General features: G+C 67.7%; 12 protein-coding genes. 6 read left to right on the top strand and 6 right to left on the bottom strand.

Annotated features, from left to right (window positions below; genetic code table 11):
* Nucleotides 1–90: 90 nt before the first annotated feature.
* A complete protein-coding gene (locus JQT59_RS16545; protein ID WP_213577007.1) occupies nt 91–816 on the bottom strand; it encodes a type 1 glutamine amidotransferase domain-containing protein in 726 nt (241 codons plus the stop codon).
* Between the two features lie 266 nt (nt 817–1,082).
* Between JQT59_RS16545 and JQT59_RS16540 the strand changes: the two genes are divergently transcribed.
* The 4 genes from JQT59_RS16540 (at nt 1,083) to JQT59_RS16525 (ending at nt 5,803) form a co-directional block, all read left to right on the top strand.
* Nucleotides 1,083–1,997 carry an acetoacetate decarboxylase family protein gene (locus JQT59_RS16540; RefSeq protein ID WP_213577006.1) on the top strand — a complete coding sequence of 305 codons (915 nt, stop codon included), beginning with the start codon at nt 1,083–1,085 and terminating at the stop codon, nt 1,995–1,997.
* Between the two features lie 45 nt (nt 1,998–2,042).
* Nucleotides 2,043–3,635 carry a succinic semialdehyde dehydrogenase gene (locus tag JQT59_RS16535; protein WP_213577005.1) on the top strand — a complete coding sequence of 531 codons (1,593 nt, stop codon included), beginning with the start codon at nt 2,043–2,045 and terminating at the stop codon, nt 3,633–3,635.
* A 74-nt stretch (nt 3,636–3,709) separates the two neighbouring features.
* Nucleotides 3,710–4,681, top strand: a complete 972-nt coding sequence (locus tag JQT59_RS16530; RefSeq protein ID WP_213577792.1) for an NAD(P)H-quinone oxidoreductase — start codon at nt 3,710–3,712, stop codon at nt 4,679–4,681.
* 168 nt (nt 4,682–4,849) lie between these two features.
* Complete coding sequence (locus JQT59_RS16525; RefSeq protein WP_213577004.1) at nt 4,850–5,803, top strand: alpha/beta hydrolase; 954 nt, start codon at nt 4,850–4,852, stop codon at nt 5,801–5,803.
* Between the two features lie 62 nt (nt 5,804–5,865).
* On the opposite strand, the gene JQT59_RS16520 is transcribed toward JQT59_RS16525, so the two are convergent.
* A complete protein-coding gene (locus tag JQT59_RS16520) occupies nt 5,866–7,074 on the bottom strand; it encodes a saccharopine dehydrogenase family protein (protein ID WP_213577003.1) in 1,209 nt (402 codons plus the stop codon).
* Nucleotides 7,075–7,249: 175 nt separating this feature from the next.
* On the opposite strand from JQT59_RS16520, the gene JQT59_RS16515 reads away from it, so the two are divergent.
* Nucleotides 7,250–8,481 (top strand): IS3 family transposase gene (locus JQT59_RS16515; RefSeq protein ID WP_213577791.1). Its coding sequence is split into 2 segments (ribosomal slippage): nt 7,250–7,571 and nt 7,571–8,481, totalling 1,233 coding nucleotides; the frame shifts between segments, so codons are not numbered across the junction.
* A 110-nt stretch (nt 8,482–8,591) separates the two neighbouring features.
* On the opposite strand, the gene JQT59_RS16510 is transcribed toward JQT59_RS16515, so the two are convergent.
* The 3 genes from JQT59_RS16510 to JQT59_RS16500 all read right to left on the bottom strand — a co-directional run bounded on the left by JQT59_RS16510 (nt 8,592) and on the right by JQT59_RS16500 (nt 12,400).
* The gene (locus JQT59_RS16510; protein ID WP_213577002.1) at nt 8,592–9,422 is read right to left on the bottom strand and encodes an alpha/beta fold hydrolase; all 831 of its coding nucleotides are present in this window, start codon (nt 9,420–9,422) and stop codon (nt 8,592–8,594) included.
* A complete protein-coding gene (locus JQT59_RS16505) occupies nt 9,419–10,954 on the bottom strand; it encodes a flavin-containing monooxygenase (protein ID WP_213577001.1) in 1,536 nt (511 codons plus the stop codon). The genes JQT59_RS16510 and JQT59_RS16505 overlap by 4 nt, the downstream gene beginning before the upstream one ends.
* Nucleotides 10,955–11,107: 153 nt before the next feature.
* Complete coding sequence (locus tag JQT59_RS16500; RefSeq protein WP_213577000.1) at nt 11,108–12,400, bottom strand: NADH:flavin oxidoreductase/NADH oxidase family protein; 1,293 nt, start codon at nt 12,398–12,400, stop codon at nt 11,108–11,110.
* Between the two features lie 107 nt (nt 12,401–12,507).
* Here JQT59_RS16500 and JQT59_RS16495 point away from each other — a divergent pair, with 107 nt between their 5' ends.
* Nucleotides 12,508–13,116 carry a TetR/AcrR family transcriptional regulator gene (locus JQT59_RS16495; RefSeq protein WP_213576999.1) on the top strand — a complete coding sequence of 203 codons (609 nt, stop codon included), beginning with the start codon at nt 12,508–12,510 and terminating at the stop codon, nt 13,114–13,116.
* 240 nt (nt 13,117–13,356) lie between these two features.
* On the opposite strand, the gene JQT59_RS16490 is transcribed toward JQT59_RS16495, so the two are convergent.
* On the bottom strand, nt 13,357–14,001 hold the full coding sequence (locus tag JQT59_RS16490; RefSeq protein ID WP_213576998.1) for a maleylpyruvate isomerase family mycothiol-dependent enzyme: 645 nt from the start codon (nt 13,999–14,001) through the stop codon (nt 13,357–13,359).
* Nucleotides 14,002–14,246 lie beyond the last annotated feature (245 nt).

Genomic DNA, 14,246 nt, shown 5'->3' with positions numbered 1-14,246 from the left:
GTGCCGTCGCCGGAGTCTCGGTCAACGCCCCGGTTCCGGAGATGTGCCGATCAACGTTCCGCATAAGGGCAACGCCCGAATGCAAGTCCTCTACCCCTTCTCGGATCCTGTCGCGGAGCCGACGAGGACGTCGACAAGCTGGGTGGCTAGTTTTTCGGAGGACTGCGGATTCTGCCCGGTGTAAAGGTTGCGGTCGACGACCACATGCGGGCGCAGCGGGATCAGCCCTTTGGAGTAGTCGATGCCGGCTTCTTTCAACCTGTCCTCCAACAGCCACGGCGCCTTCTTCGCGAACCGGTTCAGCAGTTCTTCGCGGTTGGACAGTCCGGTCATCCGGTACCCGGCGAAGGCCGAGGTGCCATCAGGGTTGGTTGCAGCCAGGACCGCGGCCGGTGCGTGGCACAGCAGAGCCAGCGGTTTACCCGATGCCAGACGATGGGTCAGCAGATCGCCCGAGTTCTTATCGTAGGCAAGGTCTTCCATCGGGCCGTGACCACCGGGATAGAACACGAGGTCGTATTCGTCCGAGTCCACCGTATCCAACGAGGCCGGGCGGGAGAGTACGTCGGCGATGCTGTCGAGGTAGCTCTTGATGTCGCGGCGCTTCCACGGCATCCCTCCGGAGATACCGAGGCTGAGTTGATCGAGGGTCGGCGCTTTGCCGCCCGGGGTGGCCACGGTGATGTCCCATCCCGCTTCGGAGAAGATGCGGTGGGGCACCGCAAGCTCTTCGGCCCAGTACCCCGAGGGATGCACGGTGCCGTCGTTGAGTGTCCAACGGTCGGCTGCGGTAACTACGAACAGGACCTTCGTCATGATGGTTCCTCCGAAACGGCGCCCACGGGCCACTTGTGATGGATTCCTCGGGCACAAAGCCCGAATGTGCACAGTGCTTACATTAGGCGGGTGGCATGCGCTCGTCAACTGGATGCCCGCGGTGCCGTCGCGACGTGCATCCACTCTGCCGGCTCGCGTTCAAGTCGCCCACCCGAAAGGATCCTGAAAGTGTTGACATTGCTTACATTGCTGCCTAACCTTCATGTGAACAGTGCACACATATCGATTGGTGAGGGACCAGATACATGACTTCAACCGAGCAGAGCACCATCGAGGTCGACCTGGGGGGACATTTCGTCACAGTCCCCGCGGGCGGGCTGTTCGAGCGTTTCCGGATGGACACCGACCTGGACGAGGTGGCGCGCGATCCGCGGGTCAGCGGAGTCGACTTCTTCCGGACCCTTCCCAAGGCCCGGGTCGAGTCCCGGATCGGGCCTACCTTGACTCCGAATTTCTATTACGCGATGTCGTCGGCACGTCTGACGATGATCGCGCCCAGCAAGGCGATCCGGAACCGGATTCCGCGCGAGCTCGCCCCCTTGGAGATCGCCCCTGGTCTCGGTCTGGTGTCGGTGATGTTCTTCCGTTACGACGTCTGCGACATCGACTTCTACACCGAGGCTGCGGTGGGGGTTGCGGTGCGCCCCGCCCGTCACGGCAAACTCCCGGTTGCGGACGTCGCGTCCGCGCTGGCGAACGATCACCTCCACTCGTACGTGCTCTCCCTGCCGGTGAACACCGATATCGCCCAGGTGCGTGGCCATCACGGCTACGGCTTCCCGAAATGGGTCACCGAGCTGGAGGTGAACATCGACGAGCGCCGGACCACCGCCCGCGTCGCCGACGCCGACGGCGGCGTCGACCTCGCCTTGTCCGCGCCGACACCGACTCAGAAGCGCATCCGGAGCGGCGAGAAGGTATCCACCCTGACCTCGTACACGAAGGTCGACGGCGCCTGGCACTCCACCCTGAACCAGACCCACGTGCTGGCCACCGGGACCTCGAGGTTCCCGCGCGGTGTCGACCTGACCGTCGGTGAGGGACGCATGGCCGACGACCTGCGGGCACTGCGGCCGATCCGCACGATCGCGTTCGACGTCAGCACCGAGGCGCAGGCCGCGCTGCACATGCCGGTTCCGTTCTCGGTCCGCAGCCGGTAATCGGCTCTCGCCTCCACTCCGACACCCTCGACGGAAGTCCCCACCATGTCCATCTACACCCCCGAAAAAGTTGCGACGACCGCCGGCCTCCCAGCCTCGCTGACCGCCGCGCTACTGAATCGTCTGACCGGTCAGGTCGCCGCCGGTGCTGACGCCATCCGCGTCGCCACCACCGCCCCCTACACCGGCGGGCTACTCGCCGAATTCCCTGTCTCCACCCCCGGGGACGTCGAGGACGCCTTCGTCCGGGCCCGCCGGGCGCAGACCAGATGGGCGGACACCCCGATCGGTGAGCGCCGCAGGGTGCTGCTGCGGTTCCACGATTTGGTCCTCGCCCGCCAGGACGAAGGCCTGGACCTGATGCAGGCGGAGAACGGCAAGACCCGTCGCGACGCATTCCTGGAGATCACCGACACCGCCATCACCTCCCGGTACTACGCGCGCAGCGCCGAAAAGCTGCTGGCCCCCCGGCGCCGGCGCGGAGCGATCCCGCTCCTGACTCATACCACCGAGCTGCATCATCCCAAAGGTGTGGTAGCGATCATTTCGCCGTGGAACTACCCCCTGTCGATGGCCGCCGGTGATGCGATTCCCGCCCTGATGGCCGGTAACGCCGTGGTACAGAAGCCCGACACCCAGACCGCGCTGACCGCGTTGTGGGCCCTGGATCTGATGTACGAGGCGGGGCTGCCCGCCGACGTGTGGCAGATGGTGGTCGGCCGTGGCAGCTCGATAGGGGAGCCGCTGATGGATAACGCCGACTACGTGATGTTCACCGGGTCCACCGCCACCGGCCGCCGAATCGCCCGCGACGCCGGTGAGCGTCTGATCGGAGCCTCATTGGAGCTGGGCGGCAAGAACGCGATGCTGGTACTCGGCGATGCCGACCTCGATCGTGCCGCCGACGGTGCCGTCGCCGCCGCGTTCCCGTCGGCCGGGCAACTGTGCGTATCGATCGAACGCATCTACGTCGCCGAATCGGTGCGCGAGGAGTTCGTGACCAAGTTCGTGGAGCGGACCAAGCAACTGAAGCTCGGCGCGGCCTACGACTACAGCACCGACGTCGGTAGCCTGACCACTCAGTCGCAGCTGGACACCGTCACCACGCACGTTGCCGATGCCGTCGGCAAGGGCGCCACGGTGCTGGCAGGCGGTTCCGCCCGCCCCGATCTCGGTCCACTGTTCTACGAGCCGACCATCCTCGCCGACGTCACTCCGGAGATGACCCTCCACGGGCACGAAACCTTCGGTCCGGTGGTCTCGGTCTACGGCTTCCACGACGTCGAGGAGGGCATCGCGCAGGCGAACGCCACCTCGTACGGGCTCAACGCCAGCGTGTGGAGCCGCAACGGCGCCCACGGACGTGCGGTGGCTGCCCGGGTGCACGCCGGCACCGTCAACGTCAACGAGGCGTTCGCGGCGGCGTGGGGCAGCATCGACTCTCCGATGGGCGGAATGGGTGACTCGGGCGTGGGACGCCGCCACGGCAAGGACGGCATCCTCAAATACACCGAACCGCAGACCGTCGCCCATCAGCGCGCCCTCGGCTTCACCCCGCCCGCGCACATCCCGTGGACCACATGGGCGCCGGCGCTGAGCGCGGCACTGCGCGTCTGGAAGCTGATCGGCGCCCGCTGACCCGGCCGCACCCTCCGCACTTCAGATGCAGGAAAGGCACTGACATGACCATCCCCGAGACCGTTCCCGCCACCATGCGGGCCATCATCGTCGACGATGACAAGAACATGAACATCACGCAGGTGTCCACTCCTACCCCGGCCGCCGGCGAGGTCCTGCTCCGGGTCGCCGCGGCCGGCATCAACCGCGCCGACCTGATGCAGCGCCAGGGCCTCTACCCGCCACCGCCCGGAATCACCGACATCATGGGCATGGAGGACTCCGGCACCGTCGTCGCGGTCGGCACGGCAGTCGACGATTTCCGCCCGGGCGATCAGGTGTGCGCCCTCGTCGCGGGCGGGGCCTACGCCGAGTACGTCGTCGTCCCGGCAGCCCAGCTGTTACCGATCCCGAACGGGCTCTCCCTCGTCGACGCGGCCGCGCTGCCCGAGGTGGCGAGCACCGTGTGGTCGACCATCGTCATGGACGCCGGCCTGAAGGCGGGGGAAACATTGCTGGTGCACGGCGGCGGCAGCGGCATAGGCACCCACGCCATCCAAGTCGGCAAGGCACTCGGCGCCACCGTGGCGGTGACCGTCGGCTCGGAGGCCAAAGCGCAACGCTGCCGCGAACTCGGGGCCGACATCGTGTTCAACTACCGCGAACAGAACTTCGCCACCGAGCTCGCCGGGCAGGCCGACGTCATCCTCGACATCATGGGCGGCCAGTACCTGCCCGGCAACGTCGACGCGCTCGCGGTCGGCGGACGGTTGGTGATCATCGGAATGCAGGGTGGGTTCACCGGCGAACTGAACGTCGGAGCACTCATCGGCAAACGCGCCCGGGTGATCGGCCTCAACGTCCGGAACCGGCCCCTGACCGGTCCCGGCTCCAAGGCCGACATCGTCGCGGCGGTCGCCGAGAACGAGTGGCCGCTCGTCGCCCAGGGGCTCGTACGGCCGGTCATCTCGGCCAAACTGCCACTGGCCGACGCCGAACGAGGACAGGCGATGCTCGATTCGCAGGACTCGGTCGGCAAGGTGCTCCTGCTGCCCACCGAACCCTGACCCCAGATGAATGGACCTTTCGCGAGGAAAGGAGCAGGAAACTCGTTCCGGCGTTCCCAGAATCTCGGGTCGACACCGGAAACAGGCGACACCGACGTTGGGGCCGTACCCCAATTCGCCCACCGGGATTGCACACCGCAGCGCCGGAACCAGCGACAGGAGAGTGACATGACCGACATCAAGCCCGTCCTAGAACCCGAGGCCGCCGAATTCGCGAAGGCGACCGACACGCCCCCCTTCCTGTTCCAGCTTCCACCGGCCGAGGGACGCACAACGGTCGACGAAGTTCAATCCGGGGAGATCGACAAACCGGCGATCGACGAAGAGTGGATCACCATCGAGGGCGGTCCGACCGGATCGGTGAAGGTACGCATCGTGAAACCGGCAGGTGCCACCGGCACCCTTCCGGTCCTGTTCTTCATCCACGGGGCCGGGTGGGTGTTCGGCAACGCACACACCCACGACCGACTGGTCCGCGAGCTCGCCGTCGGCGCCGACGCCGCGGTGGTCTTCCCCGACTACGACCTGTCCCCGGAAGCGAAGTACCCGACTGCGATCGAGCAGAACTACGCCGCCGCCCAGTGGGTGTTCGCACACGGCGCCGAGAAGGGACTCGATGCCACCCGGTTCGCGGTCGCCGGCGACTCGGTCGGCGGCAACATGAGCGCCGTCCTGACGCTGATGGCCAAGGAACGCGGTGACGTGCACATCACCCAGCAGGTGCTGCTGTACCCGGTGACCAACGGCGCATTCGACACCCCCTCGTACCACCAGTTCGCCGAGCACTACTTCCTCGCCCGGGAAGGCATGCAGTGGTTCTGGGACCAGTACACCAGCAACGAGTCCCAGCGTGCCGAAATCTACGCCTCGCCGCTGCGCGCGTCCGTCGACCAACTGCGCGGATTGCCCCCCGCCCTGGTGATCACCGCCGAGGCCGACGTGCTGCGCGACGAAGGCGAGGCCTACGCCGCCAAGCTCCGCGAGGCCGAGGTCCCCGTCACCCACGTGCGTGTCGGGGGCGTCATCCACGACTTCATGATGCTCAACGCGCTCCGCTCGACCCAGGGTGCGTCCGTCGCCATCAAGCTGGCGCAGGACACCCTCCGAACCGCCCTGCATTAACGAGTTACGGGTTACGGGTTACCGGTGGTCGCTCGGCGTCTGTCGAGCGACCATGGCACACCTCAGGTCGCGGGCGGGGTGACCGGATCGACCACGGTGAACGATATGCCGGCGTCGATGAGTCGCGTCAACAGATTCTCGCCCATCGCGGTGGCGGTAGTGACCTGGCCGGACGTGTGCGGGTTGTCGTCGAATGCAAGGGACATGGCGGCCTGCGCGAGCATCTTCGCGGTCTCACCGTAGCCGGGGTCGCCGCCGCGGACCTGGGTGTGGACCTGCCGGCCGCCGCCGTCGCCGATGAAATCGACGGTGAACCAGGAGCGGGCACGTCGCTCCTGCGACGGGCCGTCACCTCGCGGGATCCGCGCTGCGAGGAGACGACGCAGCGGCGGCACCTGAGCGGCAGCGACAAGTCCCGCGGCGGCGGCTCCGGCGCCGGCCAGCGTGACGGTCTTCCGGATGCCGGCGTAGTGGGAGTAGGTGAAGTCGGGGCCGTAGTCGGGACGGGCGACGGCGGATCGCTGGACGATCTGGGGATCGACGGTCGGCAGCGGCAGCAACCAGAGGTCGAGTGCGGCGTCACGGTGCGGACGACGGGCCCGGACGCGTGCTCGCCGGCCATCCGGCCGCGGCTCGGTCTGTGTGCGTTCTGCCCCGGCCTGCCGCATCTGACGCAGGCGCGCCATTTGCCCCAGCCCGGAGTGCAGGGTCCCGCCCGAGATCATCGCGTTGCTGCGCACGACACCGCGGATAGTCAGCGGAACCCCATGGGGCAGTTGCTGGACGGTGAAGAAGGCGCCGAGGTCGTGCGGGATGGAGTCGAATCCGCACGCGTGGACCAGGCGGGCGCCGGACTCGACCGCGGTGGCGTGGTGGGCCAGGTACATCCGATCGATGAACTCCGGCTCCCCGGTGAGGTCGACGTAGTCGGTGCCCGCGGCAGCACATGCCGCGACCAGCGGCTCACCGTGCTCGAGGTATGGGCCGACCGTGGTGGCCACGACCCGCGCGGACCCAGCCACGGCGCGGAGCGAGTCCGGCTCGCAGGTGTCGGCAACGAGGAGCTCCGGGCCGGTGGCTGCAGGGTTGAGATGGGCGAGTCGCTCTTTCACCGCTTCGAGCTTGGCGAGGCTCCGGCCGGCGAGGGCCCAACGGGCGTCGGTCGGGAGGTGGGCAACGAGGTAGTCGGCGGTCAGTCCGCCGGCAAAGCCGGTGGCGCCGAAGAGCACTAGGTCGAGGGGGCGGTGGGGTGTTCGGTCTGAGGTGCTCATGGTCCACTCCAATTGTCGGCGGGTAGGGCGGGTCAGGGACTGCGGGCCTGGCAGCCGGGTGTTGTCGCGACCGAAAGGACGCGCGGCGATGCAAGAGGAGGTGCGGGGGTTCCCCCACAAGTGTGGACATCGTGAACACTGGGTCGTGAAGGTCCCAGAGGAAGAGATGTCACTGATGGCGATGAAGGCGTACTCGGCGGAGTTCAAGGCCGATGCCGTCGCGCTGTACCTGTCCGACCCGAGCCACACCTTCGAGGGCATCGGCAACGACCTGGGAGTCAGCCGCGAGACCCTGCGCAACTGGGTCCGAGCCGAACGCAAACGGACCGGTACCTCCACGGCCGAGCTTCGGGCCGGCGGGACGGCGCGGCCGGCGTCGCAGGCGGGCGCGGTATCGTCCGAGTCCGTGTTGGAGGAAGAGAACAAGCAGCTCAAGGCCCAGATCCGGAAGCTCGAGACCGAGCGTGAGATCCTGCGCAAGGCGGCGAAGTATTTCGCGGGCGAGACGAATTGGTGAGCCGCTTCCAATTCGTTGACGACCACTGCGACACCGTTCCGGTGAAGTGGCTGTGCCAGATCCTCGAAGTCTCCCGCTCGGGCTTCTACCGGTGGCGGACCTCTGCGCCGGCCCGGGCCGAACGCGTCCGCGCCGACGAGGAGCTGGCCGAGCGGATCCGTGCCATCCATGCCGACTCCGACGGCACCTACGGTGCCCCGCGGGTGACCGCCGAGCTGCGAGAGGCCGGAATCGAGGTCAATCACAAGCGCGTCGAGCGGGTGATGCGCGAGCACGGGATCGTCGGCGTGCACCTGCGCAAACCGGTGCGCACCACTGTCCCCGATCCGGATGCGGCGGCGGTGCCGGACCTGATCCGGCGGGATTTCACCGCGAGCGCACCGAACACCCGATACGTCGGCGACATCACCTACCTCCCGGTCGGTGACGGTGAATTTCTGTATCTGGCGACGGTGTTGGACCTGGGTTCGCGACGATTGGCGGGGTGGTCGATCGCCGACCACATGCGTACCGGACTGGTCACCGATGCGCTGCAGGCGGCGGCCGCCGTGCGCGGCACGTCCGGCCTGAACGGATCAATCTTCCACAGCGACAACGGAGCCCAGTATGCATCGGCCGAATTCGCCGACCTCTGCCGCGAGCTGGGGGTGACCCGGTCGCGGCGTGCGGTCGGAACGTCGGCGGACAACGCGGCCGCCGAGTCGCTGAATGCGACGTTGAAACGGGAGACGTTGCAGGGTCGGAGGCGCTGGAACAGCGCGGGCGAGGCACGTGCCGCTGTCTTCCGCTGGATCACGCGCTACAACACCAATAGGAGGCATTCCACCCTCGGTCAGATCTGTCCGATCGAGTTCGAGCAGCGATCGGCTACGCTGGCTACCGCCGCATAGGAATTGGTGTCCACACCTCGGGGGGAACGCCCGTGCCCACCGGGTGGTGGACTCGATCGGTAGCCCGGTTCGGCGTCGGCGGTAGCCACCTCCGGGTTCCCCACATGCGGTCACACGACGTCGCCGCTACCGCCGGATCGTCGGCGCCCACGCCGCGGCGTGCGCCGACCCGGGCCCGGGTCGGTCGCGGTGGCCGCGGTGGTGGACCGCAGGGTTCGGCCGATCACGTCCGCGACCACATCCGGGGCTTCCCAGGGCGGGGTGTGCCCCACCCCGCGGAGCGTTCTCACGGTGGCATGACGAAGTTCGGCGAATTCGCTTGCGGGCGAGGCCACGCGCGCATCGAGTTCGCCGAAGACAAGCTCGGTGGGGACCGGCAGGCTGGTCAACCGGTCGGCGAGGGTGCGGGCACCGAGGTAGGTGTCGATGGCCCGCGTGCTGCGGACGAAGTTGCGCCGACCTCGGGCCCGTAGATCGGCCACGAACTGGTCGGGCACGGTGACACTGGGGCCGAACGCGCTCTGCTGAGCGGCACGTTGCCGCTCCGGGGAGGCCATTGCCCACATCAGCTCACCCACGCCGGGCACGGCCAGGACCCGTTCGCTCGGGGTGCGCGCGCTCAGCCTGCTGGCCTGCGACCAGGGCGGACACAACAGCAGCAGCGCCGAGACGAGGGCGGGGTGGCGTTCGGCGAGCGCGGTGGCGACCAATCCGCCGCGGGAGTGCCCGACGATCACGGTTGGGGATCGGAGCAGCGCCGCCGCGTCGTCGGCGTCACGTTCGATCGAGTGATCCGATTCCAGCTGCGCTGCAACGATGTTCGCTTCCGTCTCGATCTTCGGCACGACCTTGTCCCAGACTCGGTAGGAGCTGGCCAGACCGTGGATCAGCATGACAGTTGGGGCGCCGGGGATTCCGGCGATCAGTGCGCCGGCGTTCACGAGGCGGCTGCCTCGGCGGCAGGGGTCCGACGGCGCAGCAGGTGCCGGGTCGGGTCGAACTGCTGGGTGCGGCGGCGGAAGTCGAGAGTCGACCCGGGCCAGATGTTGGTGTTGCGGCCATCTGCGTTCAGATACCAGCTGGTGCACCCGCCGGTAGTCCAGACGGTGCCCTCGCCGAGACGCTCGACGTCATCGGTGAACGCCTGCTGCGCCGCCGGGGTCGGTTCGACGGCGGCCAGGTCGTGGTCGCGCGCGTAGCCGAGGGCACCTGCGATGTAGTTGGCCTGGGATTCGAACATGTGGATCACCGAGGTGTGCCCCAGGCCGATGTTCGGCCCGTGCATGAGGTAGAGGTTGGGAAATCCCGTGACGGAGGTCCCCAGGTATGCGGTCGGGCTGGTGCCCCACACCTCGGCCAGGCTGCGTCCGTCGCGACCGTAGGTGCGGTCGGTCAGCGGCAGCCGTGAGGTCTGGAATCCGGTGCCGAAGATGATGGCATCGACCCGGTGATGGGTGCCGGTGTCGTCGATCAGGCCGGTGGCCGTGATCTCCCGGATCCCGTCGGTGGCCAGGGTGACGTTGTGCTGGTCCAGCGACCGCAGATACTCATCGGAGATGAGGACTCGCTTGCAGCCGAAGCGGAAATCGGGCACCAGCTTCGCCCGCAACCGCGGATCGCTGACCTGCGCCTCGAGGTGTCGGCGGGCACCGCGCTGCGGCAGTGCCATCAGTGCCGGATTGCGGAAGGCGACCACCTGCCACTCCCGCCGCAGATACAGACGCAGCCGCTCGAGCCGTTGAAACAGCGGGTACCTGCGATACAGGGCCCGGCTCAGGGAGCCGACCGGCCGGTCGTGGCGGGGCACCACCCACGCCGGTGTGCGCTGGAAGACGGTCAGGTGCGCCACATCGGGCTGGATTGCCGGAACGAACTGGACCGCCGAGGGGCCGGTGCCGATCACCGCGACCCGCTTTCCGGCGAGATCGTAGTCGTGGTGCCAGCGTGCCGAGTGGAAGCTGACCCCGTCGAATCGATCGAGTCCCGGTATCGCCGGGATCAGCGGATCGGCGAGCGCGCCGGTCGCCAGCACGACGTGGGTGGCGGTGCGCGGCCCGCGTACGGTGTCCAGGCGCCACAGTTGCGCGGCCGGGTCCCAGTCCAATCGCTCGACCGCGCAGCCGAGTACCAGTCGTGCGCGGAGATCCTGGGTGTCGGCGACGTCTTTGAGGTAGGCGAACAGCTCTGGTTGTGTGGCGTAGGTGTTGCGCCAGCGCGGGTTTGGGGCGAAGGAGAACGAGTAGAGGTTGCTCTGGACGTCGACCGCGGCACCGGGGTAGTCGTTGTCGCGCCAGACGCCGCCGACCTCGCCGGCGCGTTCGAGGATCACGAAGTCGGAAAACCCCGCCCTGCGCAGGCGCACTGCGGCCGCGATGCCACCGAAGCCGGTGCCGATGATCGCGACATGGTTGTGGACGGTGGTGGCGCTACCCGGTTCGGTGCGATCGTGGGACTGTGCGCTGGTCGTGGACATCAATTCTCTTCAGGTGTTGTCGGCGAGGCACCCTCGTCCGAGATCGGCAGGGTCGGTAGGGAATGCGATGGGATGGTGACGACCCGTCGTGTCGAGACGACTTGGTGTGTGCGGCCACCGATCGGGGAGGTGGAGGCGTACCCGATCACGGGTTCAGCGCGCCGGCGTGCTCGGAACCGGCGTCGCGGCCGGTTCACGCCTGGTGGCGGTGAGCCATCGTGAGTAGCGACGCAGGGCCCGGCGCTGCACGCGCTGGTCGGCGACCATTGCCAGCGCCGGGTGCACACCGAGTGCCGGGTTCTTACCGGCCGCCATCCGGCGCATCTGGTAGCGCACCATGGCCATCTCGGTGGCCGCGGCGAGCGCCTTGTCCGACCAGGTCACCGGTTTCATCGCCTTGTCCGCCTCCCATCCTTCGCGCCAACGGTCGGGCAGATCCGGGGTGACCGCCAACGCGGTTGCCATGCCGATCAGCTCGACGTTGTTGGCCAACACGCGTTCGGCGGTCTCCCGGCGCGAGATCCCGCCGGTGAGCATCAGCGGCAGCGTGCTGGTCTTGGCCAGCTGCGCGGCCAGCTCGAGGAAGTACGCCTCGCGGGCAGCGGTGCGGCCATCGGCCGGGCGCCCGGACATGGCCGGGCTTTCGTAACTGCCCCCGGAGACCTCGACCAGGTCGACACCTGCCGACTCGAGCATGCCGATCACCGCATCCGCATCGTCGGCGTCGAAGCCACCCCGCTGGAAGTCCGCCGAGTTCAGTTTCACCGCGACGGCGAACGTCGGCGCCACCACCGCACGGATTCCCCGCACGATCTCGAGCAGTAGCCGGGCACGGTGCTCGAGTGAACCTCCCCACTCGTCGGTGCGGTTGTTGACCAGCGGGGACAGGAACTGCGAGAGCAGGTAGCCGTGCGCGGCGTGAACCTCGATCCCATCGAATCCCGCCAACTCGGCGCGTTGGGCGGTGGTGACGAACCGGGCGATGGTCGCCTCGATCTGTTCGGAGGTCATCGCGACCGGCAGACCGAACCGCTTGGAGTGCCGGCCGAGCTCGACCGCGATATCCGAGGGCCCCCACACCACGCCGGGCATGTTCGACTCAATCTGCCGACCGGGATGGCTGATCTGCATCCACATCGCCGCGCCGGCGGCCTTACCGGCCTGCGCCCACGCCGCGAACGGTGCCAGCGGTGCGGCGGCATCGAGGACGATGCCGCCGGGACCGGTCAGCGCTTCGGCGTGCACCATCACGTTTCCGGTGATCAGTAGCCCGGCACCGCCGGCACCCCACCGGCGGTACAACTCGATCAGCCTTTCGTCGGGCAACTGGGCCGTGCCGGCCATGCCCTCTTCCATCGCCGCTTTCGCGACCCTGTTGCGCAATGTCTGACCGGACCGTAGGTGAAGCGGGGAGAACAACCCGTCCGAGACCCAACCACTCGACATCTACAGACCTTCCCTCGAGAGCAATGTTTACGATGATCACATCATGTGTGCGCCGCTAACATTATGGGGCGATGTAAGCATTGTCAACACTTTGCTAGATTGGAGCCATGGCAACGACGACCCAGCCGTATCACCACGGGAATCTGCACAACGCGCTGGTGTGCGCGGCCGTGGAGCTTCTCGAGGAAGACGGAGCCGCCGAACTCTCGCTCCGCGCCGCCGCGCGCCGCGCCGGTGTGTCCGCTGCCGCGCCCTACCGGCATTTCTCCGACCGCGATGCGCTGCTGTCCGCTGTCGCCGCGGTGGGTTACCAAGACCTGGGCGACCGGTTGGCTGCGGCGCATCCGGCTCCGACCACCGCCGACGATCTCGCCGCGATCGCCATCGCCTACGTTCAGTTCGCACTCGCACGCCCCGGGCTGTTCCGTGTCATGTTCGCCGAACCCTGCGATCCGACCAACCCCGAACGGGTGGCCGCGACAACGGCGATTCACGAGTACGTCAAAGCCATTGTGCAGCAAGCATTTCCTACTGCAGACCCGGACGCGATGGCAGATGCGGTGTGGGCGCTGGTGCACGGCCTGGCGTTCTTGCACCTCGACGGCAAGTTCGATGCCATCTCCACCGGGGCCGTCGCCGACCGGGTCCGCGCCGCGGTCCACGCCATCCTCGGTGCATCGGGCTCCTTCGCGGCCCCGCCCGACACACAGCCCTGAAACCCGTCTACATCCGATGGAGTCGACGATCAGTTGTCGGTGTCGCCACTGACGAATAGTTCTCAACCTGCGAACGTCCCGCAGGAACCTCGCGACAGATCTGCTGGCCTCCACAGTGACGCCTATCGGAACGCCGGATGACGATCCGCTTACGGAAAGAGGGGCGGCCTGCCGCCGGCATGCGCTGGGTCGCCACTTCGTCCCGGTACGGGTCCGTCAGCGGAGGCTTCCTATGCGCAGTCAGGTTGTGCAGCGGTCCCGCAGTGTCGGCACGCCCGGCCCGGTGAGGTCGTCACAGTAGGCACCACGACCGGCCATGGCCATAGTGAGTGCCAGTGTCGTGCCGCTGACCATCGGTCCGGCTCCCGTCGTGAAGGGCCCGTCGGTCGCTTCGAGGCGAAGACCTTCGATGGTGCTCCGGCCGGCCACGGTGAAGTCCCGCCGGGCGTAGAAGCGGGCAACCTCGGTGACCGTCTCGACGGCGGGCGTGCGCACGAGCCCGAGCGGCCGCCGGATGTCCTGGGCATGCACCACCACCTCACCGAGCCACGCCGCGGTGGGCCCCGGCGCTGAGGTCGTGCTGGTGACGACCCGTTGGAACCCCTCGAGAGTTTCGGCGGGGGTCGCGCCTCGGTACTCGGCCAGGCGCCGGTCGTTGTGCAGGTCGAAGTCGAACCGTGCACCCAGGACACTGCCAAACCAACGAAGCGCGCCGATACTCGCCGCTGCCGTGAGGTGAGCAACGACCTCCTCGACCACCCACCGTCCGCACAGCGACTGCTGCGCCCACTGCGCCTCGTGAAGACCAGCGAGGTCATCTGCCAGAGCAACACGTCCGGTTGCGGCCGCAGACCACAGGGTGGCGCGAGTGAGGGCATTACGCACGGCGACCTCCAGGTTGGAACGGCTGACACCAATGAAGACTGCGCGTGAGCGCGAGAATCATCGGTCAATCGGTACCAAGGTAGCGAGTGCATGCGCCGCCGTTGCCGGACTGACCCCGGTATCCGGCTACCGATCCGCTTACGGAACGAGGGCGGTCTGCCGCCGGCATGCGCTGGGTCGCCGCTTCGTCCCGGTACGGGTTCCGCTTCCGGACAGTGATGATCGCCGGATTCTGTTCGGCTCAG

Origin of the sequence: Rhodococcus sp. USK13 (assembly GCF_018343855.1) — a bacterium.
Taxonomy (GTDB): Bacteria; Actinomycetota; Actinomycetes; order Mycobacteriales; family Mycobacteriaceae; genus Rhodococcus_F; species Rhodococcus_F oxybenzonivorans.
Note: the sequence above shows the minus strand (reverse complement) of the source record. Positions and strands in the feature narration are given on the sequence as shown.